We start from the raw sequence: 20085 nt of genomic DNA, 5'->3' as shown, positions 1-20085 counted from the left end.
AAAGCCTCAAACCTTGGCAAACGCGTCTCGGTTCTGTCTGGGAAATCATGGTGCTGCTGGAGAGAATTGAACTCTCGACCTCTCCCTTACCAAGGGAGTGCTCTACCTCTGAGCTACAGCAGCATCGTGGGCGGGTGATTAGACTCAAACGAAACGCGGCGCAAGGGTGTCTGGACGGTTTTTTTCGCCTCCTGTAGAGAAAGACCATGGCAGACAAAGATACACCTAAAAAACACGGCAAATCCGGTGATGCGCGGGAAGAGCGGCTGAAAGCAGCACTCAAGGCCAACATGGCTCGGCGCAAGGCGCAGGCCAAGGCGCGGGCGGCCTCGGATGACAAAGCCGACAAGGATGAGGGATAAGAGCAGATGGATTCGATTCTGGTGACGGGCAACGGGCCGCTTAACGGTCAGATACCGATTGCGGGGGCCAAGAACGCGTGCCTGACGCTGATGCCTGCGACGCTTCTCAGCGAAGAACCGCTGACGCTGACCAATGCGCCACGCCTCAGCGACATCAAGACCATGACAGCGCTTCTGCAATCGCTGGGGGCCGAGGTGTCCGCGCTGCAGGACGGGCAAGTCATCGCGATGTCCAGCCATGATCTGACCAGCCAGACGGCGGATTATGACATCGTGCGCAAGATGCGGGCCTCAAATCTGGTGCTGGGGCCGTTGCTAGCGCGATTCGGTCAAGCGGTCGTGTCGCTGCCGGGCGGCTGTGCCATTGGCGCGCGTCCGATGGACTTGCATGTCGAAGGTCTGGAGGCTCTGGGGGCCGAAATCGAACTGAAAGACGGGTATCTGCATGCCAAGGCTCCGGGCGGGTTGAAAGGCGCGGTGCACGAGATGCGCTTTGCCTCGGTCGGGGCGACCGAAAACATCGTCATGGCTGCAACCCTGGCCAAAGGCACCACTGTCCTGAAGAACGCCGCGCGCGAGCCCGAGATTGTCGATCTGGTGGAGTGTTTGCGCAAGATGGGTGCTCAGATCTCGGGCGAAGGGACATCGACGATCGAGATTCAGGGCGTCGACCGCCTGCACGGTGCCACCCATCAGGTGGTGACAGACCGGATCGAATTGGGCACCTACATGCTGACCCCTGCGATCTGCGGTGGCGAGGTAGAACTACTGGGCGGGCGCATGTCGCTGGTCAGCTCCTTCGTGGAAAAACTCGAAGCCGCAGGCGTCAGCGTTTCTGAAACCGAAAAAGGTCTGAAAGTTGCGCGCAAGAATGGCCGCGTGCGGGCCGTGGGCGTGGTCACCGAGCCTTTCCCGGGCTTTCCGACCGACCTGCAGGCGCAGATGATGGCGCTGATGTGTACGGCCGAAGGGACCTCGGTTCTGGAGGAGCGTATTTTCGAAAATCGCTTCATGCACGCGCCGGAGCTGACGCGCATGGGCGCGCAGATCGAGGTGCATGGCGGGACGGCCACAGTCACTGGGGTTGAGCAGCTGAAAGGCGCGCCGGTTATGGCCACAGATCTGCGGGCTTCGGTCTCGTTGATACTGGCGGGTCTGGCGGCAGAAGGCGAAACAACTGTCAGCCGGGTCTATCATCTGGACCGCGGATATGAGCATGTGGTGCGTAAACTGGAAGGCGTGGGTGCCAAAATCGAACGGATCAAGGGCGAATGACAGACGCAAGTTTTGAAGACGGCCGCGAGGCGCCGCTGAATCTGGGTGCCGAAGACAGCGATGACCTGCAGGTGATCTCATCGCTTGCACAGGATGCGGTGTTCCCGGTGACCGAGATGAAGTGGCAGCCTTCGCAGCGCCGTTTCGGGCTGTTGCTGAACCGCTTCCGGTGGGAGGACAAGGATGCCGCCACTCGCCGCGACCGTCCGTTTGAGCGCGTGCAGTCGGTTCTGGTGTTCGACTCGGTGCTATCCGTCGCCAGTCAGGGGATCGACCGCCGCGACACGGATATGGTGATGTCGCTGCTCTCGGTCGATTTCGAGGCCGGCGAGGACGGAGCAGGCCAGATCCTGTTGACCCTTGCGGGTGACGGCGCGATCCGCCTGACGGTCGAGGCAATTGAAGCCACCCTGAAAGACGTAACGCGCCCCTATCAGGCCCCCTCGGGCCAGGCACCGCACCATCCAGAATAAACGCGGCATATCGCAGGCCTTCTCCGGACCCGCCTCGGGTCTTGAGTTGCGCCGTGCGACCGTGTTTGATGTGTTCCAGATCAGCCAGGTGCTGATCCGCTCTATCACCCATCTCTGCGCGGCGGATCACCACAAAGACCCCGAACTTGTGGCGCTGTGGACATCCAATAAAGACCCGCAGACCGTTCGCGGCTGGATACAAAGCGGCTCGGATATCTGGGTGGCTGAGCTAGACGGACAGATCGTGGCCGTCGGAGGGCTGCGCCACGGTTCGATGATCTCACTGCTCTATGTCGATCCCGGCCATGTACGGCGTGGTATCGGGCGGGCCCTGCTGGTCCGACTGGAGCAAGAGCTGGCGGATCAGGGCTGCGCGCAGGCCTATCTGGATGCAACCCACACAGCACGGGCCTTCTACCTCAGATATGGCTGGGCTTCGGCGGGCGATGTGGAAGAGTGGCACGGGATGACCCAATTCCCCCTGCGCAAATCGCTGCACCCGGCCGAGAAGGGTTGAGACCAACCCGTGCTGGCGATATGTCCCCGTGAAACGCTCCGGAGTGCCAGATCATGCCCGTTTTCCTCGACACCACCTCGCCCGAGTTTGAGGCCGCCTTTCAAAAGCTGCTATCGGCCAAGCGCGAAGACAGCCCGGATGTGGATGCGGTGGTAGCCGGGATCATCGAGGATGTCCGCAGCCGTGGCGATGCGGCGGTGATCGAGCTGACCGCGAGATTCGACCGGTTGGAACTGACGCCCGAGACACTGGCGTTTTCGGCTGACGAAATTGCCGAGGCGGTCGCACAGGTAACTCCGGAAGACCGCGCCGCGTTGGAACTGGCGGCAGAGCGCATCCGCGCCTACCACGAAAAGCAGATGCCCGAGGATCACCAGTGGACCGATGAGACCGGCGCGACGCTAGGTTGGCGCTGGTCGGCTGTCTCGGCGGCGGGTCTTTACGTGCCGGGCGGTTTGGCCTCCTACCCCTCGTCCGTTCTGATGAACGCAATCCCGGCCAAGGTGGCAGGGGTTGAGCGGCTGGCCATCGTCGTGCCCACGCCGGACGGGCAGGCAAACCCGCTGGTCCTACTGGCCGCGCAACTGTCCGGTGTGGATGAGATCTATCGTATCGGCGGCGCGCAAGCGGTTGCCGCGCTGGCCTATGGCACTGAAACGATAGCTCCGGTCGACAAGATAACCGGCCCGGGCAACGCCTTTGTCGCCGCAGCCAAACGCCGGGTGTTCGGCAAGGTCGGAATCGACATGATCGCGGGTCCGTCGGAGATCCTCGTAATTGCTGACAAGGACAATGAGCCCGACTGGATCGCGTTGGATCTGCTCAGCCAGGCCGAACATGATGAAAGCGCGCAGTCGATCTTGATCACAGACGGTGCCGAGTTCAGTCAGGCCGTGGCGCAGGCGGTCGAAAAACGCCTTGAGACCCTACAGCGCCGCGCCATCGCCGGCGCCAGCTGGCGCGACTTTGGTGCGATCATCACCGTGCGCGATCTGGATGAGGCCGCCGCTTTGTCGAACCGCATCGCGCCGGAGCATTTGGAACTGTGCGTGGCCGACCCGGTCGCGCTGAGCGAAAAGACCATCCACGCAGGCGCGATTTTCCTTGGGCAGTACACACCCGAAGCCATCGGAGACTATGTCGGCGGCCCCAACCATGTGCTACCGACAGCACGGTCGGCGCGGTTCTCATCCGGCCTCAGCGTGATGGACTTCCTAAAACGCACCACCCTAAGCCAGATGACCCCAGAAGCGCTGCGCGCGATCGGCCCCGCAGCCGAGACCTTGGCGCAATCGGAAAGCCTCGAGGCGCATGGTTTGTCCGTCACCGCACGTCTGAACCGGCTGAACGGCTGATGGGACGCAACGATCGCCAGCTTGTGGCGTTTCTGTGCGTTGCCCATTGAAATCCATTGTTATAGGTCTGAGCAGACGTGAAGGATAGTGACCGTTAAAATGACCCGTATCTCGCATATCGAACTGGATGACCGGAACCTGCCCCCGCCGACCCCTGAGATCGAGCAGGAGCGTAAGGTCGCCATCTATGATCTGCTTGAGGAGAACAGCTTTGACCTTCCTCAGCGGGATGATCGCGCCATTCCTGATGGCCCCTATCACCTGCAGCTTTCGATCCGCGACAAACGTCTGGTCTTTGATATCAGCACCGAAGACAGCCAGAAAGCGGCTGAATTCCACCTGTCCCTCGGGCCGTTCCGGCAGGTGGTGAAGGACTATTTCCAGATCTGCCAAAGCTATTTCGACGCGGTCAAATCTCTGCCGCCCAGCCAGATCGAAACCATCGACATGGCCCGGCGCGGCATTCACAACGAAGGCAGCCGGGTTCTGCAGGAACGACTGGAAGGCAAGGCCGACGTAGACACCGACACCGCCCGACGCCTGTTCACGCTGATCTGCGTGCTACATTTCGGAGGCTAACGGGTGACGCCTCTGCCGCAGTCCATTCTGTTCTGTTGCGACCACAACTCGGTTCGGTCTCCGATGGCCGAAGGCATCATGAAAAAGTTCTACGGCACCGGCACCTATGTGCAGTCCGCCGGCGTCCGCAACGATCTGGATATTGACGGCTTCTGCATCGCAGTCTGTCAGGAAATGGGCGTTGAGCTGTCCCGCCACCGCACCCGATCCTTTGACGAGATGCAGGAATGGGGTGACGATCTCAGCTCGTTCGATCTGATCGTCGCTTTGTCCCCGGCCAGTCAGCGCAAAGCGCTGGAGTTGACCCGGATTTTCCACCTCGATGTCGATTATTGGCCAATAATGGACCCTACCGGGATGGGCGAGACACGGGAATCAAAGCTACATCACTACCGACAGACCCGCGATCAGATCATCAAGCATCTGAAAGACCGCTGGGGCGAACCAACGGAGTGACCCATGAACCAGACCGTGAAGACCTATTTCGACGCCTTCAACGCCGGTGATGTCGATGGCATGCTGGCCTGTCTGTCCGATGACGTGGCCCATCATGTGAACGAAGGCCAGATCCGCGTCGGCAAAGAGAAATTCGCAGCTTTCTGCGCTCATATGAACCGCTGCTACAAAGAGAACCTGACCGATATCGTGGTGTTCGATGCCCAAGGTGGCACCCGCGCTGCGGCCGAGTTCATCGTCAACGGCACCTATCTGGAAACCGATGAGGGCCTGCCCGAGGCGCATGGACAGACCTACCGCCTGCCTGCAGGCTCGTTCTTTGACCTGCATGACGGCAAGATCACCCGCGTCACCACCTTCTATAACCTTGCAGACTGGACCAAACAGGTCTCGAATGGCTGAGGTTACATCCGTCCGCCCCCTGATCGGTGCAGCCCTCGAGGCCGCTCTGGACGACGTCGCGCGACTGCGGATCGAGGTGTTTCGGGCCTGGCCTTACCTCTATGATGGCGATCTGGAATACGAGCGCAGCTACCTGCAATCCTATCGCGACAGCGACAAGGCCATCGTTGTCGGCGCCTTCGACAATGACCACCTGATCGGAGCGTCGACGGGCGCGCCGTTGACCGACCACGCCGACGATTTTGCCGCCGCGTTTAAAAGTACAAGCCTGGACCTGTCACAGATTTTCTACTGTGCCGAATCCGTCCTTCTGTCCGACTACCGAGGTCAAGGCGTCGGTCACAAATTCTTCGATCAGCGCGAAGCCCACGCCCGCGCGCAGGGTTTCACCAAATGCGCCTTCTGCAGCGTCCAACGCCCGGCAGATCACCCAATGCGGCCCGAATCCTATCACCCACTTGATACGTTCTGGAGATCCCGCGGCTACGAACCATTGCCCGGCGCGATCGCTCAATTCTCGTGGAAAGATGTCGGGGACGAGGGCGAGACGCTCAAGCCATTGCAGTTTTGGATCCGGGATTTGTCAGCATGAGCCTTGCCGGCAGTCTCCGGTGCCATACCCAATCAACGCAGGCTTGAACTGCAGCAACGTTCTGAGGAAGTCTTGAAAGACACGCGAGGCAATGTTCTCAAGCTCAGCGCCTTCGACTGATCAAACCGTATTTGACGGCCCAGCCGCGAAGTGACCTGGTCTCGCGCTTTTTCGGGACCACGCTGTCTTTGCTCTGGGCGCCGCCTTTGCGATTGAACTCATAGACGTCAATGACACGTTCAGCGCAGCCGCAGGCCTCGCCCATGCCGACCTTGGCGAAATAGAACTTCTCGAAGCTTTCAGGTTTATGCATGGTGCCCTCCGGGTTCGAGTAAACCACATGAGCCTGAGACCTCCAATTCACTTTGTCGTCGTTTCGTCCAACCGAAAGGTTGGGCCTGTACACGCCCAGCAATCGTCACTTAGTGTCCCGACAAATCAGTATCGAAGGACAGATCGATGAGAGTCGCCACCGCCGCCTACGACCTCGATTGGCTCGACAGTTGGGCGCAGTATGAGGACAAGTTGAACGCCTGGGTGGCGCGGGCCGCCGGGAACGGAGCCGAGTTACTGGTCTTTCCCGAATACGGCGCCATGGAACTTTCGACACTGGACGGGGCCGACGTGGCAGGCGATCTGGAGCAGTCGATTCAGGCAGTCTCGGACCGGATGGACGAGGTGCAAAACCTGCACCAGCGCTTGGCGAAGGAATACAAGGCCTACATCCTAGGGGCTTCGGCCCCAGTCGCAACAGGTGCAGGGCGTCCGGTGAACCGGGCGGAACTTTATGCGCCGGATGGCCGTCAGGACCATCAGGACAAGCAGATTATGACCCGGTTCGAGCGCGAACAATGGGACATCGCCCCCGGCGGCCCTCTTAAACTGTTCGACACGGCATTGGGCAAGATCGGCGTACTGATCTGCTATGACAGCGAATTCCCCCTGCTAGGCCGCGCCCTGAGCGATGCGGATCTGATCCTTGTCCCCTCCTGCACCGAAGCGCTGTCCGGATATTGGCGCGTGCGAATTGGGGCGATGTCGCGTGCCTTGGAAAATCAATGCGTTACGGTCATGGCATCGCTGGTGGGGAACAATGACTGGTCCGAGGCCGTGGATATGAACACCGGGACGGGAGGCATTTTTGGCCCGCCTGACAAGGGCTTTCCGCAAACCGGCGTTCTGGCCGAAGGGACACTGAACCAACCGGGCTGGACCTATGCCGATATCGACCTAAGCGCCATCGCCGATGTCCGCGCCGACGGGCATGTCCTGAATCGCACCCACTGGGACGAGCAATCCCCCCGAGTCGAATCTGTCACATTCTCCGCGCTTTAATGATTCCGCCCTTGAAATAAGGGAAAAATAGGCTCATTTAAGCGCACATCCTCGCAGATTCTGCGAGTGCAACGTAATGATGGAGACAACATGGCCAAGGAAGATACGCTCGAATTTCCCGGTGTCGTGAAGGAACTCCTGCCTAATGCGACGTTTCGGGTCGAGCTGGAAAACGGCCATGAGATCATCGCACATACGGCAGGCAAGATGCGCAAGAACCGCATCCGTGTTCTGGCCGGCGACAAAGTTCAGGTCGAGATGACCCCTTACGATCTGACCAAGGGTCGGATCAACTACCGCTTCAAGTAACGCCCTACCTTATGGCGTTTATCCTCGGATCGGGCAGCCCAAGGCGGCTGGACCTGCTGGCGCAGCTTGGCGTGCAGCCCGATGCCGTGCGTCCCCCTGACATTGACGAAACACCTTTGAAGGGCGAGCTTCCGGTTCCCTATTGCAGCCGTATTGCGCGCGAAAAAGCGCAGGCAGTTCAGGCGGATAGTGCAGATATTGTCCTGTGCGCAGATACCACGGTGGCGCTGGGGCGTCGCATTCTGGGCAAACCTGAGAACGCAGGCGAAGCGGCCGAGTTTCTGCATGCTCTGTCCGGGCGTCGGCACCGGGTCGTGACCTCGGTCGCGGTGCGCTGCGGAGATCGGGTGTTGCAGCGCGACGTGGTCTCTCAGGTCAAAATGAAACGCTTGTCGGATGTCGAGGTGAACGCCTATCTTGCGACAGATGACTGGCAGGGCAAGGCGGGTGGATATGCCATCCAAGGTCCGGCCGGGGCATTCATTCCCTGGATTTCCGGATCGTTCACCGGCATCGTGGGCCTGCCCCTGTCCGAGACCGCCGCACTTTTGCAGGCAATCGGCTACCCATTGTACAGAGAGGCGCCATGAAAGGCCGCACAATCGTTCTGGACCATATTGAAGGCCGCGAAGCAGCCGCGCTGATGGTCGACGGAAAGCTCGACGATTTTCTGATTGCCGGAGACGCGCCGCCTCCCGGCACGATCTACCGCGCCCGCGCGGATCGTCAGGTCAAAGGCCAGGGCGGCATGTTCCTCACCACCCCGGACGGGCCTGCCTTTCTCCGCCAGGTCAAAGGTCTAGCACCCGGAGCGCTTCTGCTGGTGCAGGTGACAGGTTTTGCCGAACCCGGCAAAGCCGTTCCGGTCACCGACCGCGTTCTGTTTAAAAGCCGCTATGCGATTGTCACACCCGAAGCTCCGGGCCTGAACATCTCGCGCGGCATCAAGGATGAGGATGAGCGCGACCGCCTGCTGGAAATCGCCCACGAGGTCATGGGTGACAGCGCCTATGGCCTGATTCTGCGGTCATGCTGTGTTGGTGCGGATGCGGATGACATCGCCGAAGATATCGGCGCCATGCTGACACAGGCCGAACAGGTCCTGAACGATCCGGGTACCGAGCCTGAAACCCTGGCCGAGGGTGACGGCCCACATATCCTGGCCTGGCGAGATTGGACTGACCCAGCGGATGTTGTGACCGAGGCCGGTGGTTTCGAACATCACGGCGTTCTGGACGCGCTGGACATTGCCCGCGGCATTGCCGAGCCTTTGCCGGGCGGAGGGCATCTATACATCGAACCTACCCGCGCGCTTATTGCAGTGGATGTGAATACCGGCGCCGACACGTCGCTAGCAGCCGGCACAAAGGCCAATTTCGCCTGCGCAAAGACCCTTCCACGCGCTCTGAGGGTGCGCGGTCTGGGCGGGCAAATCACTATCGACATGGCCCCGATGCCCAAGAAAGACCGTCGCGGTCTGGAGCAAGCCCTACGCGCCGCATTCAAGGCGGACGGGATCGAAACGACGCTCGCAGGCTGGACACCGCTGGGCCATTTCGAGTTGCAACGCAAACGAGGGCGTATCCCTCTGAGCGAGGTGCTGGAATGACTTGCCCGATCTGTCAGGAAAAGACGGTTTCCAAGTACCGCCCATTCTGTTCCAAACGCTGTGCGGATCTGGATTTGGCAAAGTGGCTGAACGGATCTTACGCCGTGCCCTCGCAGCGCGAAGAGGATATCGAGGACACGATTTCCGAACCCGAAGACATCCCCCGCCGTCCGCACTGAAAAAATGTCAAAAAGCCTCTGGACACTGCTTGGTGCAAGTCATAGAAGGCCCCCACCCAATGGCTATTGCCATTCCCGTGCCCGGGTAGCTCAGGGGTAGAGCAGTGGATTGAAAATCCTCGTGTCGGTGGTTCGATTCCGCCCCCGGGCACCATTCCTAACAGGTAAGCTACTGTTTCCCTTCAGCTTTAACTGGAGCTGACCAAGGGCGTAGTACATGCTGGAGAGCAAAACCGTTCCCTTCTCATTTGTGAAAGCAGGGGGCTTGTACTTCCCACAGCGGGTACCGAAGGACCTCGATCACCATTATACCACCGGATAAATATCGTTCTCGCTGCGGACACGATCAGCGGCGTCCGCAAAGTCCCGAGCGCAAAGAACTTCTCAGCAATTGGATGATCACTGGTATCATCTACGTATCCAACACGTAGACCTACCGGGTAAGCATCTTCTGAGGATGACTGCCCTCTCTGGATGAGACGAGACTAGGTCCCGTCAGATTCACTAAACTTTCGACACTATGATGTTTTGTATTCCAGACTTAGGGGATGCTTACCCTATGGGCCAGCGATGACCGCAGCGCCCAGTTCTCAGCGGTCAATATTTTCAGGGGTGACTGGAAACGAAGTCCAAACCGATATCAAGGCAGGGTGCGCTGTGGGTGATCCAGCCCATGGAAATCAGATCGACCCCGGTTTCAGCCACGACGCGCACGGTGTCGGGTGTGATCCCGCCGGAGGCTTCGGCAATGGCTCTCCCATCAATCATACCCACTGCTTCGCGCAAGGTGGCCGGCGTCATGTTGTCGAGCAGCACGGCATCGGCACCAATTTCCAAAACCTGTTCCAACTGCGCGAGCGTATCGACCTCAATCTCGATCTTGATCATATGTCCGACCGTTTGTTTCGCGCTGGTCAGGGCCGGGCCGACGCCTCCGGCAATGGCGATGTGGTTGTCCTTGATGAGCACCGCGTCGCTTAGGGAATAGCGGTGATTCATGCCTCCGCCAGCGCGTACGGCATATTTTTCCAGCGCGCGCAGGCCCGGGGTTGTCTTGCGGGTGCAGGCGATCGAGACATGCGTGCCTTCGACACGGCGCACCAGATCAGCGGTTACGCTGGCAATGCCCGAGAGATGACCCATGAAATTGAGCGCGGTCCGCTCAGCGATCAACAGGCTGCGGGACGGCCCTTGGAAAGTTGCGATCGGCGCGCCGCTCGAAACCGAGTCTCCGTCGTTCACATGGCGGGTCACCGTGATGGCCGGATCAACCAAGGCGCAGGCCAGCTCGGCACAGTCCAGACCGGCGATGCAACCGGGTTGACGGGCGCTCGCGACGACTTCGGATCGGTGATCTGGCGGAATGACGGCGGCAGAAGTGACATCGCCCGCCAGGCCGAGATCTTCATCCAGAGCGCGCCGGATCATCGGCTCAAACATCGTGCGCGGCAACGGGGTTAGGGGCATGGCGGTCATGGATCAGGCTGTCCTCAGCTGGGGTTCTTGGTCGACCGAACCCGCATGCGACAGGATTTCGGTCAAGTTCATCAGGGTTGATCGCAGATTAGTCTCTGGCTCAGGGAAGTCGCTACGATAGTGCCCGCCGCAGGAGCCTCGGCGCTTTTCGGCGAAAACTGCGATTGCAAGCGCCACGAGGGCCGGGTCCGAGGCAGGCCCGCACGACCGAACCAGCGGCAAAAGGTTCGAGATCGCGTTCCGCATCCCGGCCCCATGCCGGATCACACCCAGATGCCCCGACATCATCGGCCGGACAGCGCCGGGATCGGGATCAGGCAATGCAGCGGGGTTGGGGACAAAAGCCCGGTCTCGCATCTTGCTGGCCGCAACATCGCTGGCGGCGCGACGAGCCATTACAACAGCCTCAAGCAGAGAGTTACTGGCAAGGCGATTGGCCCCGTGCAAACCGGTCGCCGCACATTCACCGATGGCCCACAACCCGGGCAGCGTGCTCTGGCCGGTCTGGTCAACGGCAATGCCACCCATTTGGTAGTGCGCAGCCAGGCGTATCGGAATCGGGTCGTGCGCAGGGTCGATACCTTGGGCCGCGCACAAGGCCTGAATGCCAGGAAACCGTTCAGCAAAGCCCGCACCCAGCGCGGCACGAGCGTCAAGAAACGCGCGCCCTCCGCCTGCGATGACCTGATGCACAGCGCGGGCCACCACGTCCCGCGGTGCCAGTTCGGCATCCGCGATATGCGCCATGAACCGCTTACCAGTTTGGTCGATCAGAGTTGCCCCCTCACCCCGCACGGCCTCGCTGATCAAGGCCAAAGGTGCTTGGGCAGTCGCCAGTGCGGTCGGGTGAAATTGCACGAATTCCATATCGCGCAGAGCTGCACCTGCACGTGCGGCCATCGCCGAACCTTGCCCGAAATTGCCCGACGGGTTGGTGCTGGCGTCGAACAGACCCCCGCAGCCACCTGTCGCCATGATGACCCGAGCTGTCCGCAATACGGCCGCTTGACCCATCGCTTGCAGATGAATACCGGCAACGCACCCGTCGGCGGTCACAAGACGCCGGGCTTCGACGTCCGTCAGGCAGGTGATCGAGGGGCAATGCTGTACCGCGCGGGTCAGAGCGGACATGATCTCGGCCCCGGTACGGTCGCCGCCGATATGGAGTATACGGCGGCGGGAATGCGCGGCCTCGCGCGCCAAGGCAAACGTGCCATCCTGCGCCCTGTCGAAGCGAACGCCATAGCGCTCAAGCACCGCGATCGCCTCGGCGGCCTCTGACAGGATGCCTGAGGCGACAGTTGCATCACACAGCCCATCTCCGACCCGCAGCGTATCGGCCAGGTGCTGGGCAGGATCGTCATCAGCGCCCAGCGCGGCAGCAATCCCCCCTTGCGCCCAGGCGCTAGAGCATTCCTGCCCCAGCCCGGCGCGGGTGATCAGCACCACAGGCTGCGGCGCCAATTCCAGTGCGGCCACTAGCCCTGCGATGCCGCCACCGATGATGGCGATCCGGTCATGGAGCCTCTCAAGCCGGATCATTTCACGGCCAGCATCCGCTCGACCGAACGGCGCGCATCGTCAGCGATGGCCGGATCGACGGTAACTTCGTGGCGACCCAATTCCAAAGCTTCACGGATATTGCCCAAACTGATGCGCTTCATATGCGGACACAGATTGCACGGGCGCACGAATTCCACATCTGGGTGGTTCAGTGCCACGTTGTCGCTCATGGAGCATTCGGTCAGAAGGCAAACCCTTGAAGGTTTCTTGTCGCCGACGAAGTCCGACATCACGGCGGTAGAGCCTGAGAAATCCGCCTCGGCCACGACCTCGAGCGGACATTCCGGGTGGGCCAGCACTGTGACACCCGGCCACGCCTCGCGCATAGCCCGAATGTCGTCCGGGGTGAACAGCTCATGCACCTCGCAATGCCCGTGCCAGGCGATCAGTTCAACATCGGTCTCTTTGGCGACGTTCTTGGCAAGGTACTCATCCGGTATCATCAACACGCGCGGCACCCCGAGGGATTCCACCACTTTCACCGCGTTGCCCGAGGTGCAGCAGATATCTGAGGCAGCCTTCACCGCAGCCGATGTGTTGACATAGGTGATTACCGGCACACCCGGATGGGCTTCGCGCAGCAGCGCGATATCTTGGGGCGTGATGGAATCCGCCAGCGAACATCCCGCCCCCATATCGGGGATCAGCACGGTCTTCTCCGGGTTCAGCAGCTTGGCGGTTTCGGCCATGAAATGCACGCCCGCCAGCACGATGACATCGGCGTCGACTTCAACGGCTTCGCGCGCCAGGGCCAGGCTGTCGCCTACGATATCGGCCACGCCGTGAAAGATCTCGGGCGTTTGGTAATTGTGCGCAAGGATGACGGCATTCTTCTGCCGCTTCAGGTCGAGGATGGCTTCAAGATCCTCTTCGTACTGCATCCATTCGGCTGGCGGAATGACTTGCTTAACCCGATCGTACAACTCTGGCAGGCGGAAATCTTTCATTGGCTCCTCCAATTATACTCGATTCGAGTACATTCGAGCCGTAATTATTCTCGATTCGAGATTATGTCAAGCGGGACTCAGGATTTGGACAGAGGCAGCCTTGCGCCCGACAGCATGCGGGCCTCAAGAATAGCAGGTCGATATCGGAACAGGCGCGCCGGGCGACCGCCGGTGCCGCTCGAGATTTCGCCTGTTTCTTCAACAAGTTCCTGCTGGTCGATCTGGCGGCGGAAATTGGGTTTGTGCAAGTGCAAACCCGACAGCGCCTCGACCGTGCGCTGCAATTGAAGCAGGGTAAAGCTTTCGGGCATTAGCTCGAACACGACCGGAGAGTATTTGATCTTGGCCCGTAGCCGCGAAATGCCAGTGGCAAGGATGCGGCGGTTGTCGCCCGCCATGGGCAAGCCAAACTCGGGCACATCGACCAGACCGGCCTCATACATCAACTCGTAGCGCTGCAGAACCAGTTCCTCGTTCCACGTCTTTCCATTCAGACCGAACAGATAGTCGACACGCTGTGCCTTGAGCGGATCTGCCCCAGCCCAAGCTGTGAGGCGATCGGCGATACGCGGCACTTCCTCGGGGATACTGTCGCGATGGTCTTCCCACGGGAAGTACCGGTACCAGCTGCGCCAGGACGGGCGCCCTGCTCCGGCTGCATCCTGTTCGCGCACCAGTCCAAGATAGCTGATCGAAATCCGCTGCGAGGTTTCAACATCCCCGGACCGAGGGTCGCGATCCCTGTCCGCAAAGGTATAGAGTTGCTCAAGATACCCCACGGGATGGCCGGTCTGCGCTTCAATCCAAGCACGCAGGCTGCTCTGTAGGCTGCGATGAGAAGATTCGAACGGCCCCGATGGCAGCGCCTCACCCCCCCGCAAGGTCATGACACGCGGCTGGTTGTCGGTCACGGCGACAAGGATTGCGATCAGTTCGGCAGGGGCTAGTCCGCTGGGCAAGAAGATACCTGTGTATTGCGCGATGCCAGTCATTGACATCCTGTTTGATTTCTAACCCAGATTTCAAACCTTTGCTTGAGGAAAATGTCATCGTGCGAACACCGACCTCAAGATGAGGTTTTCGCCGTTGATTGAAGGTATTTCCGACATCTGCAGTGGCGACCCTAAAGCGAGCAAGCTCGAACCAATTGTTCGAGACTTTGTCGCATTGGGAGCACCATCTATCTCGCGATTTATCACCACAAAACTGACTTCTGGTTCGCAAACCCTTGAGGTAACTCGCACTATATCTTTGTGATCAACTAGACGCCCAAAAGGTAGTTATTCAACAATCAAAACAAAGCGCGTCAAAAATGGCTACGCATGGGGTGGATCTCACCTTCTCGGTGTGCTAAATGTCGAGAACACAGAGAGGGACGAACGTGAAAGTTATCGATTTGTACGCTGGTGTAGGCGGCTGGGCAGTGGGCTTTAAGCTCGCTGGCTTTGAGGTAAGCCGCTCGTATGAATGGTGGTCTCCAGCGGCTAGGACTCATCAAAACAACAGCAATACACCGGTAGAAATTGTAGATATTCGTTCCCTTCAGGTATCGGAGCTGCCGACAGACATTGATATCGTCGTAGGCAGCCCTCCCTGCACACAGTTTTCTTATTCCAACCGAGGCGGCTCGGGAGATATCGCAGACGGCCTGATTGACATCGCTCAGTTTTTGAAAGTTGTACGCCATGTCAAACCAAAGGCTTGGGCTTTCGAGAACGTTCCGAGGGTCAAACAAGTACTTGAGCGGGAATTAGCGCAAGGCGGAGAACTCGAAGAATTCTCCGATCTCTTCTCTGACGCGCAAATAGAAGTGTTCGATATGGCGGATTTTGGCCTTCCACAACGCCGAAAAAGATGCATTGCGGGAAACTTCGATTTTGAGCTCTTGCGGTCTTACTCTTTCGTAACTGATAGGCCAACGCTTGGTGACGTGATTTTTTCCCTCTCGACTTATAGCGACCCGATATACTCATCGACCGGCGTCTCAGAGATATTCGATAACGAAGCGGAGGAGCCACTAAATTGGGAAGAGGAACGGTTCAATCGCGATATGAAAGTTGCGCACCCGGTTTACAATGGGATGCCGTTTCCAGACCCGTTAGAGCGGTCCAGTCGAACCGTAACCGCAACATGTACTCGGGTTTCTAGAGAGAGCCTCGTAGTGCACGACGCAACTCTTAACGGGTTTCGTCGCCTTTCAGTGCGCGAACGAGCTTCGTTGCAAGGTTTTCCCGCGTCGTTTCAATTTCTCGGCAGGAGCCATACCGAGAAACTAAAGATGATCGGCAATGCGATCCCGCCCGTATTCACATACTTGGTCGCGGAGGCAATAAAGGGCACAAAGGCCGCAGACTTAGTGCGCCCAAAGCAAATCGAAGCAAACTCAAACTATGGGCAGAGCAAGCGGCAGGCCACCAAGCCTGATATCTCAGGTCGAACGTATCCGGACCGTCGGCGGTTCCGATTCAGCATTCCAAACCTTCGTTTCAAGAGCGGAACGCGCTTTGAGCTGTCAAATATCGATGGGCCTACGGACTGGCTGATCGGATTTTATTTCGGTGATTCCAAACGAATTAACCGCCGCAACTTCACGAAAGATATTGCAATCGAAGCCAGCAGTTGGGTTTCACAGCAATTTCATGAAACCGTCTCAAGTTCTATTTCAAGAATTGCGGACCAATTGAGTGTGCCAGAGCCAGAGAACCTGCAGGCTTCTTGGGTGCACAAGGCAGAGGGATATCACCCATTCCATTTCTTAGACGAGCTTGGGGCCGCAGCGCAGCGTGAGATCACATCCGATGACTGGTCAGCCGTGGATGAAGCCGAATTGAAGGACTACGTCTTTCGGCTGCTTTATTCAGACCAGAATACCGTTCGGTTGGCTGAAAAAAAGATTGAGCGGTACCTTTTACAGATATCCGTAGGATCAGCTATTGCTGCAGCCGTGAATCTCCAATTGGGTAGGGCACACGCAGAAGGTACCCAAGTGGCTGAGTTAATCGAAAACTGATTTGGGTATGCCCAAGAAAAGTATGGGAGTTCGGCCAGCGTCGCGCCTATCTATTCTCTTTTTCAATTGACGCCAGTTCGTTGTCGTACCTGCAAACTTGCTAGCTTTAAAAACTTCGGCACTCGCACATACGAAGCTCTTGTCTTGTTTGTTTACTTTCTTTCGAATTTTGGCGGCTTGCTTTTCAGTAGGAAACGAAAACTGGTATTCTCCCGCTTCCTTTGGGTCGGGAAAGCGTAGTTTTAGTCTGTCGAAGTCTGCAAAATCATTAATCGGAACCTCTTCAAAGTACTCCTTGATCATCCGGAACAGACCGGCTTCAAGGCTTGTCCCTCTCGTTACAATGATCCCGCCTTCGATGACTCCCAGTTCATATAGTCTTCGAATGGACTGAAAATCTCTGTCATAAAACTCGTCCTTGTTGTTCCACTCAACCTCAACCGCCAAAAGCTGACCTTGTCGGTTTTTAACAAGGTGATCTATTTCATGCGAAGTCGAGTCTGAAACAAAGGGCTCTAAGTCACGTTGAAACTTTATGCGGTTCACAACAGAGATATTGTTCTTCGTGCCGATTTTATCGAACTCAGTGGATAGTTCCTTTGTTTGATCAGCTAGCCCGCCGCCCCCTTTGATTATACTTTCGCCGATGTCAAACTTGGCGAGCCTAAGGACATCGAGTAGCTTTGATAGCTCGTCTCCAAACTCTCTAGATATTATCAAACTCGCAAAATTGTGGGATAGAACGTCCCATCCTTCGGCCTCAAGTTGGGCTAGCTTTTCTTCTGAATTCATGGCTCCACACCAATCAAGATAAGTGGTACCGGCGGAAAAATCCGACCTTGGCGCAAGATTTCATGGAGGTGTTTCTCATAGTATGGTGGTCCACTCGACATTTCAGATTCGAGCGCTTTCATGGGCACAATTTCAATACCAAGGTCGATCCTGTTGTGCATATAGTTAGCAGCATGTTTGATAAAGAGATCGAACTGTACAAAAGAATACTTGCCAAACTGGACTTCGATTGAGACTCGGTCCTTCTCGAAATCTGCCGCATTGGACGAACGAATTAGAGGCTTTCCCATACTTTTGAGCAACTTCTTTTGCTCCTCGTAAGGGAGCTCCAGTAGCTGCTCAGTTACGCTTGGATCATCAGATACATAAAAGCTGTTTGTCGTTGCGTTCAGCCAGCCCCGCTGCCCCAGCTCCTGCTTAAAGCAAGCATTGAGGGCACTTGGCTCGTACAGCAACTTACCGTACATATTTTTTTCTTTGGATACTTTCGTGCGGCACTTCGAAGCGTCAACGCAAGATATGGCGTCCTGAATTTCTTGCCAGGACGTCGGGTGGTGATACACAAGCCATTCTAGACCGTTCAGATGCGAGTACTTAGCTGAAATTTTCAAGTCTTCCGCCTGTAATTTGCAGGGTGTGTAACCATGTTGCGATCCACTCCCCTTGATGGTTCCAGAAGCCTACAAACTAATAGTTCGATAAGTTCCAAAAATTGAGTCACTGGGGCGCTGCTCGACTTTTAGTGGAACTGACATTTTGTTTTTGGTGTTGTCAATCTAGCTGACATTTTTTTCGGCGGCAGTGTGAAAGAGGATTCTTAGGGTATCAGCAGTTTTCTGGGCACATTTTAGCAAGTTTTCCGTTTGCTGAAGTGGGCAAGCACCTGTGTTCGAACACAGTTCGAACCAACCGATTCGTCATTTATTGTGACACCCTGCCAGTCTCACTGACACGTCTCTAACGAAAGTGACAGAACTTCAGGCTCTGGTAATGGGTTCGAACAAGATGTCACGAAGGGTGACACATTGCAGATTTTTTGGTCACAATATCTAACGATATCAATGATTTGACTAACACGCCTTAGATGCTGCAAAAACGTAGGACATGAAAACTATTGTTTCATATCTGATAATTAGAAGGAGGTTCGAACATGGATGATAGCACTCAAGCGTTTACAAAAAACCCACCGTCAAAACCAAACGGTGACGCTAGTCAACAATCGGGTGAGTACGCCGACGCCATTAGAGAGATAGCCGCCGCTTTCGTCGAAATTGGATTTGGCTCTTCGCCCACGAAGCTGGTTTTGCAGGCAGCCAATGACAACAAGCCCATCCAACAGGCTGTTGATAACTACATGACCCAGAAGAGCGGGGAGGGAATTTAAGTCATGCCAACGAAAATTTCTCTCAGCTCTGCTAAACTGCCCTGCATAATTTACACACGAGTGTCGTCCACCAAGCAGTCAAAAGAAGGTTCAGGTCTGTCGAGCCAAGAGCGTTCATGCCGCGACTATGCAGAACGAATGGGTTACGATGTCGTAGAAGTGTTCACCGACATTATTTCTGGCCGCCATGCAGATCGACCCGGAATGAATGCGCTCCTAAAGAGTCTCCGCACTTCGCACCCAGATGGCTGCGTAGTGGTGGTCGACGATATTTCTAGGTTCGCTCGTGACGTCTCAACTCACGCAACTTTGCGCGATAAAGTCACGGCTACTGGGGCAAAAATCGAGAGTCCAAACCAGAGATTTGGAGAAGATGCGGGTGATCGCTTTATCGAGACCGTCATGGCGGCAATCGCCGAACATGAAAGACGCAGAATTGCTGAGCAATCTAGACGTAGATCAATTGCCAGAATGCGAAATGGCTTCTGGGCACTCAGGACGACTCCCATAGGCTACAAGTTCGATAAACATCGTGGCGGCGGCAAAATACTTGTACCTGAACAACCTCTCGCAAATATCGTTAAGGACGCTTTAGAAGGCTTTGCCGCTGGAAGACTAGGTTCTCAGGGGGAAGTAAAACGTTTCTTGGAATCGAAACCCGAGTTTCCAAGGGGGCGGAAAAACTCAGAGGTCCACTGGGATAAAGTGAAGCGTATGCTCACCGATGTGCTGTACGCTGGCTATTTGGAATACCCTCGATGGAACATTCCACTCACACCAGCGCAACACGAGCCACTGGTTACCCTTGCGACGTTCCAAATTATCCAGCAGCGGTTGAACGAAGGCGCTAACGCTCCCGCTCGCAAGGATATTCATATGGATTTTCCTCTACGCGGCTTTCTCAAGTGCGAGAGTTGTGGTCACCCTTTGACATCTTGCTGGTCCAAGAGCCGGAGCGGAAAAAAGTATCCCTACTACCTCTGCCAATACCGAGGTTGCTCCGAAAAGGGAAAGTCCAGTTCAAAAGTCGATGTAGAAAACGAATTCGAAGATCATCTTAAACGCCTTGTCCCCACTCCTGAGACATTTGAATTGGCAGAAACTGTTTTCAGAAGCGCGTGGGAAGAGAAAAACTGTTCGGTGAACGCCGAAGCAAAACGCCTTCGAGCCAAGGCGAGGCAAGTGGAACTTGATGTAGAAAAGTACTTGGAGAGACTGGTTCGAACCGACAATGAAAAGATGATCTTCGCTTACGAAGCAAGAATCTCAGAGTTGGAGCATGAGCGTGCACGACTTGAAGAAGCGGCTCAAAATGCCCGCCCCGAGAAAACCTTTGACGAAATGTTCGAACACTCGATGAGATTTTTGTCAAACCCCTATGAAATATGGAAAAATGGGGACTTTGAGGCCAAACGAACTGTCCTGAAGTTAGTTCTATCGGAACCACTAGTCTTCAATAGAAAAACAGGT

Annotated in this window: 24 protein-coding genes, 2 tRNA genes and 1 pseudogene; 19 read left to right on the top strand and 8 right to left on the bottom strand. The window is 56.9% G+C overall.

Going from position 1 to position 20085, the window contains the following annotated elements; translation table 11 throughout:
* Nucleotides 1-48: 48 nt before the first annotated feature.
* Nucleotides 49-123: transfer RNA gene (locus ACP15L_RS10695), tRNA-Thr, on the bottom strand.
* 83 nt (nt 124-206) lie between these two features.
* On the opposite strand from ACP15L_RS10695, the gene ACP15L_RS10690 reads away from it, so the two are divergent.
* The 9 genes from ACP15L_RS10690 to ACP15L_RS10650 all read left to right on the top strand — a co-directional run bounded on the left by ACP15L_RS10690 (nt 207) and on the right by ACP15L_RS10650 (nt 6011).
* Nucleotides 207-362, top strand: a complete 156-nt coding sequence (locus ACP15L_RS10690; protein ID WP_170379886.1) for a hypothetical protein — start codon at nt 207-209, stop codon at nt 360-362.
* Nucleotides 363-368: 6 nt separating this feature from the next.
* Nucleotides 369-1637: a UDP-N-acetylglucosamine 1-carboxyvinyltransferase gene (gene murA / locus ACP15L_RS10685; protein WP_425084134.1), complete on the top strand. Its 1269-nt coding sequence runs from the start codon at nt 369-371 to the stop codon at nt 1635-1637.
* Entirely contained in the window at nt 1634-2110 is a 477-nt protein-coding gene (locus ACP15L_RS10680; protein ID WP_425084133.1) for a DUF2948 family protein, read from the top strand. The genes murA and ACP15L_RS10680 overlap by 4 nt, the downstream gene beginning before the upstream one ends.
* A 46-nt stretch (nt 2111-2156) precedes the next feature.
* On the top strand, nt 2157-2627 hold the full coding sequence (locus ACP15L_RS10675; protein WP_425084132.1) for a GNAT family N-acetyltransferase: 471 nt from the start codon (nt 2157-2159) through the stop codon (nt 2625-2627).
* 53 nt (nt 2628-2680) lie between these two features.
* Nucleotides 2681-3982 (top strand): histidinol dehydrogenase, encoded by a 1302-nt coding sequence (hisD, locus tag ACP15L_RS10670; RefSeq protein WP_425084131.1) that lies wholly within the window; start codon nt 2681-2683, stop codon nt 3980-3982.
* A 99-nt stretch (nt 3983-4081) separates the two neighbouring features.
* Nucleotides 4082-4561 (top strand): UPF0262 family protein, encoded by a 480-nt coding sequence (locus tag ACP15L_RS10665; RefSeq protein WP_170379879.1) that lies wholly within the window; start codon nt 4082-4084, stop codon nt 4559-4561.
* A gap of 3 nt (nt 4562-4564) precedes the next feature.
* Nucleotides 4565-5017, top strand: a complete 453-nt coding sequence (locus ACP15L_RS10660) for a low molecular weight phosphatase family protein (protein ID WP_170462968.1) — start codon at nt 4565-4567, stop codon at nt 5015-5017.
* A gap of 3 nt (nt 5018-5020) precedes the next feature.
* Nucleotides 5021-5419: a ketosteroid isomerase-related protein gene (locus ACP15L_RS10655; protein WP_170660873.1), complete on the top strand. Its 399-nt coding sequence runs from the start codon at nt 5021-5023 to the stop codon at nt 5417-5419.
* Complete coding sequence (locus ACP15L_RS10650; RefSeq protein ID WP_170643485.1) at nt 5412-6011, top strand: GNAT family N-acetyltransferase; 600 nt, start codon at nt 5412-5414, stop codon at nt 6009-6011. The genes ACP15L_RS10655 and ACP15L_RS10650 overlap by 8 nt, the downstream gene beginning before the upstream one ends.
* 103 nt (nt 6012-6114) lie before the next feature.
* Here the strand turns inward: ACP15L_RS10650 and ACP15L_RS10645 are convergent, their stop codons facing one another.
* A complete protein-coding gene (locus ACP15L_RS10645; RefSeq protein ID WP_425084130.1) occupies nt 6115-6324 on the bottom strand; it encodes a hypothetical protein in 210 nt (69 codons plus the stop codon).
* 146 nt (nt 6325-6470) lie between these two features.
* Here ACP15L_RS10645 and ACP15L_RS10640 point away from each other — a divergent pair, with 146 nt between their 5' ends.
* The 7 genes from ACP15L_RS10640 (at nt 6471) to ACP15L_RS10610 (ending at nt 9921) form a co-directional block, all read left to right on the top strand.
* Nucleotides 6471-7346: a carbon-nitrogen hydrolase family protein gene (locus ACP15L_RS10640; protein WP_425084129.1), complete on the top strand. Its 876-nt coding sequence runs from the start codon at nt 6471-6473 to the stop codon at nt 7344-7346.
* A 90-nt stretch (nt 7347-7436) separates the two neighbouring features.
* The gene (infA, locus tag ACP15L_RS10635; RefSeq protein ID WP_005978431.1) at nt 7437-7655 is read left to right on the top strand and encodes a translation initiation factor IF-1; all 219 of its coding nucleotides are present in this window, start codon (nt 7437-7439) and stop codon (nt 7653-7655) included.
* 11 nt (nt 7656-7666) lie between these two features.
* On the top strand, nt 7667-8245 hold the full coding sequence (locus ACP15L_RS10630) for a Maf family protein (protein ID WP_170462963.1): 579 nt from the start codon (nt 7667-7669) through the stop codon (nt 8243-8245).
* Complete coding sequence (locus ACP15L_RS10625; protein ID WP_425084128.1) at nt 8242-9264, top strand: ribonuclease E/G; 1023 nt, start codon at nt 8242-8244, stop codon at nt 9262-9264. The genes ACP15L_RS10630 and ACP15L_RS10625 overlap by 4 nt, the downstream gene beginning before the upstream one ends.
* Nucleotides 9261-9443, top strand: coding sequence for a DNA gyrase inhibitor YacG (locus tag ACP15L_RS10620; RefSeq protein WP_170550489.1), 183 nt, complete (start codon nt 9261-9263; stop codon nt 9441-9443). The genes ACP15L_RS10625 and ACP15L_RS10620 overlap by 4 nt, the downstream gene beginning before the upstream one ends.
* Before the next feature lie 79 nt (nt 9444-9522).
* Nucleotides 9523-9597, top strand: a tRNA-Phe gene (locus ACP15L_RS10615).
* A 168-nt stretch (nt 9598-9765) separates the two neighbouring features.
* Nucleotides 9766-9921, top strand: coding sequence for a DUF6538 domain-containing protein (locus ACP15L_RS10610; RefSeq protein ID WP_425084207.1), 156 nt, complete (start codon nt 9766-9768; stop codon nt 9919-9921).
* Nucleotides 9922-10049: 128 nt separating this feature from the next.
* Here ACP15L_RS10610 and nadC read toward each other — a convergent pair whose 3' ends face one another.
* The 4 genes from nadC to ACP15L_RS10590 form a co-directional block, all read right to left on the bottom strand.
* Nucleotides 10050-10919, bottom strand: a complete 870-nt coding sequence (nadC, locus tag ACP15L_RS10605; RefSeq protein ID WP_425084127.1) for a carboxylating nicotinate-nucleotide diphosphorylase — start codon at nt 10917-10919, stop codon at nt 10050-10052.
* 3 nt (nt 10920-10922) lie between these two features.
* The gene (locus ACP15L_RS10600) at nt 10923-12461 is read right to left on the bottom strand and encodes an L-aspartate oxidase (RefSeq protein WP_425084126.1); all 1539 of its coding nucleotides are present in this window, start codon (nt 12459-12461) and stop codon (nt 10923-10925) included.
* On the bottom strand, nt 12458-13429 hold the full coding sequence (gene nadA / locus ACP15L_RS10595) for a quinolinate synthase NadA (protein ID WP_425084125.1): 972 nt from the start codon (nt 13427-13429) through the stop codon (nt 12458-12460). The genes ACP15L_RS10600 and nadA overlap by 4 nt, the downstream gene beginning before the upstream one ends.
* Before the next feature lie 77 nt (nt 13430-13506).
* A complete protein-coding gene (locus ACP15L_RS10590) occupies nt 13507-14421 on the bottom strand; it encodes an NUDIX hydrolase (RefSeq protein WP_425084124.1) in 915 nt (304 codons plus the stop codon).
* A gap of 389 nt (nt 14422-14810) precedes the next feature.
* Here ACP15L_RS10590 and ACP15L_RS10585 point away from each other — a divergent pair, with 389 nt between their 5' ends.
* Nucleotides 14811-16439 carry a DNA cytosine methyltransferase gene (locus ACP15L_RS10585; RefSeq protein WP_425084123.1) on the top strand — a complete coding sequence of 543 codons (1629 nt, stop codon included), beginning with the start codon at nt 14811-14813 and terminating at the stop codon, nt 16437-16439.
* Here ACP15L_RS10585 and ACP15L_RS10580 read toward each other — a convergent pair.
* Entirely contained in the window at nt 16425-17231 is an 807-nt protein-coding gene (locus ACP15L_RS10580) for a BglII/BstYI family type II restriction endonuclease (protein ID WP_425084122.1), read from the bottom strand. The two genes, ACP15L_RS10585 and ACP15L_RS10580, sit on opposite strands and share 15 nt — an antisense overlap.
* Nucleotides 17228-17842, bottom strand: coding sequence for a BglII/BstYI family type II restriction endonuclease (locus ACP15L_RS10575; RefSeq protein ID WP_425084121.1), 615 nt, complete (start codon nt 17840-17842; stop codon nt 17228-17230). The genes ACP15L_RS10580 and ACP15L_RS10575 overlap by 4 nt, the downstream gene beginning before the upstream one ends.
* A gap of 539 nt (nt 17843-18381) precedes the next feature.
* Here ACP15L_RS10575 and ACP15L_RS10570 point away from each other — a divergent pair.
* Entirely contained in the window at nt 18382-18615 is a 234-nt protein-coding gene (locus ACP15L_RS10570) for a hypothetical protein (RefSeq protein WP_425084120.1), read from the top strand.
* 3 nt (nt 18616-18618) lie between these two features.
* Nucleotides 18619-19662, top strand: a pseudogene (locus tag ACP15L_RS10565) (recombinase family protein); the annotation flags it as partial.
* Nucleotides 19663-20085: the final 423 nt, after the last annotated feature.

The sequence above is a fragment of the Ruegeria profundi genome, assembly GCF_049800715.1.
GTDB lineage: Bacteria > Pseudomonadota > Alphaproteobacteria > Rhodobacterales > Rhodobacteraceae > Ruegeria > Ruegeria profundi_A.
Note: the sequence above shows the minus strand (reverse complement) of the source record. Positions and strands in the feature narration are given on the sequence as shown.

Bases quoted from the DNA above. Each gene is read 5' to 3' on its own strand.
- ACP15L_RS10690 (WP_170379886.1), top strand. From the start codon at position 207: ATGGCAGACAAAGATACACCTAAAAAACACGGCAAATCCGGTGATGCG.
- murA (WP_425084134.1), top strand. From the start codon at position 369: ATGGATTCGATTCTGGTGACGGGCAACGGGCCGCTTAACGGTCAGATA.
- ACP15L_RS10680 (WP_425084133.1), top strand. From the start codon at position 1,634: ATGACAGACGCAAGTTTTGAAGACGGCCGCGAGGCGCCGCTGAATCTG.
- hisD (WP_425084131.1), top strand. From the start codon at position 2,681: ATGCCCGTTTTCCTCGACACCACCTCGCCCGAGTTTGAGGCCGCCTTT.
- ACP15L_RS10665 (WP_170379879.1), top strand. From the start codon at position 4,082: ATGACCCGTATCTCGCATATCGAACTGGATGACCGGAACCTGCCCCCG.
- ACP15L_RS10655 (WP_170660873.1), top strand. From the start codon at position 5,021: ATGAACCAGACCGTGAAGACCTATTTCGACGCCTTCAACGCCGGTGAT.
- ACP15L_RS10650 (WP_170643485.1), top strand. From the start codon at position 5,412: ATGGCTGAGGTTACATCCGTCCGCCCCCTGATCGGTGCAGCCCTCGAG.
- ACP15L_RS10645 (WP_425084130.1), bottom strand. From the start codon at position 6,324: ATGCATAAACCTGAAAGCTTCGAGAAGTTCTATTTCGCCAAGGTCGGC.
- ACP15L_RS10640 (WP_425084129.1), top strand. From the start codon at position 6,471: ATGAGAGTCGCCACCGCCGCCTACGACCTCGATTGGCTCGACAGTTGG.
- infA (WP_005978431.1), top strand. From the start codon at position 7,437: ATGGCCAAGGAAGATACGCTCGAATTTCCCGGTGTCGTGAAGGAACTC.
- ACP15L_RS10630 (WP_170462963.1), top strand. From the start codon at position 7,667: ATGGCGTTTATCCTCGGATCGGGCAGCCCAAGGCGGCTGGACCTGCTG.
- ACP15L_RS10625 (WP_425084128.1), top strand. From the start codon at position 8,242: ATGAAAGGCCGCACAATCGTTCTGGACCATATTGAAGGCCGCGAAGCA.
- ACP15L_RS10620 (WP_170550489.1), top strand. From the start codon at position 9,261: ATGACTTGCCCGATCTGTCAGGAAAAGACGGTTTCCAAGTACCGCCCA.
- nadC (WP_425084127.1), bottom strand. From the start codon at position 10,919: ATGACCGCCATGCCCCTAACCCCGTTGCCGCGCACGATGTTTGAGCCG.
- ACP15L_RS10600 (WP_425084126.1), bottom strand. From the start codon at position 12,461: ATGATCCGGCTTGAGAGGCTCCATGACCGGATCGCCATCATCGGTGGC.
- nadA (WP_425084125.1), bottom strand. From the start codon at position 13,429: ATGAAAGATTTCCGCCTGCCAGAGTTGTACGATCGGGTTAAGCAAGTC.
- ACP15L_RS10590 (WP_425084124.1), bottom strand. From the start codon at position 14,421: ATGACTGGCATCGCGCAATACACAGGTATCTTCTTGCCCAGCGGACTA.
- ACP15L_RS10580 (WP_425084122.1), bottom strand. From the start codon at position 17,231: ATGAATTCAGAAGAAAAGCTAGCCCAACTTGAGGCCGAAGGATGGGAC.
- ACP15L_RS10570 (WP_425084120.1), top strand. From the start codon at position 18,382: ATGGATGATAGCACTCAAGCGTTTACAAAAAACCCACCGTCAAAACCA.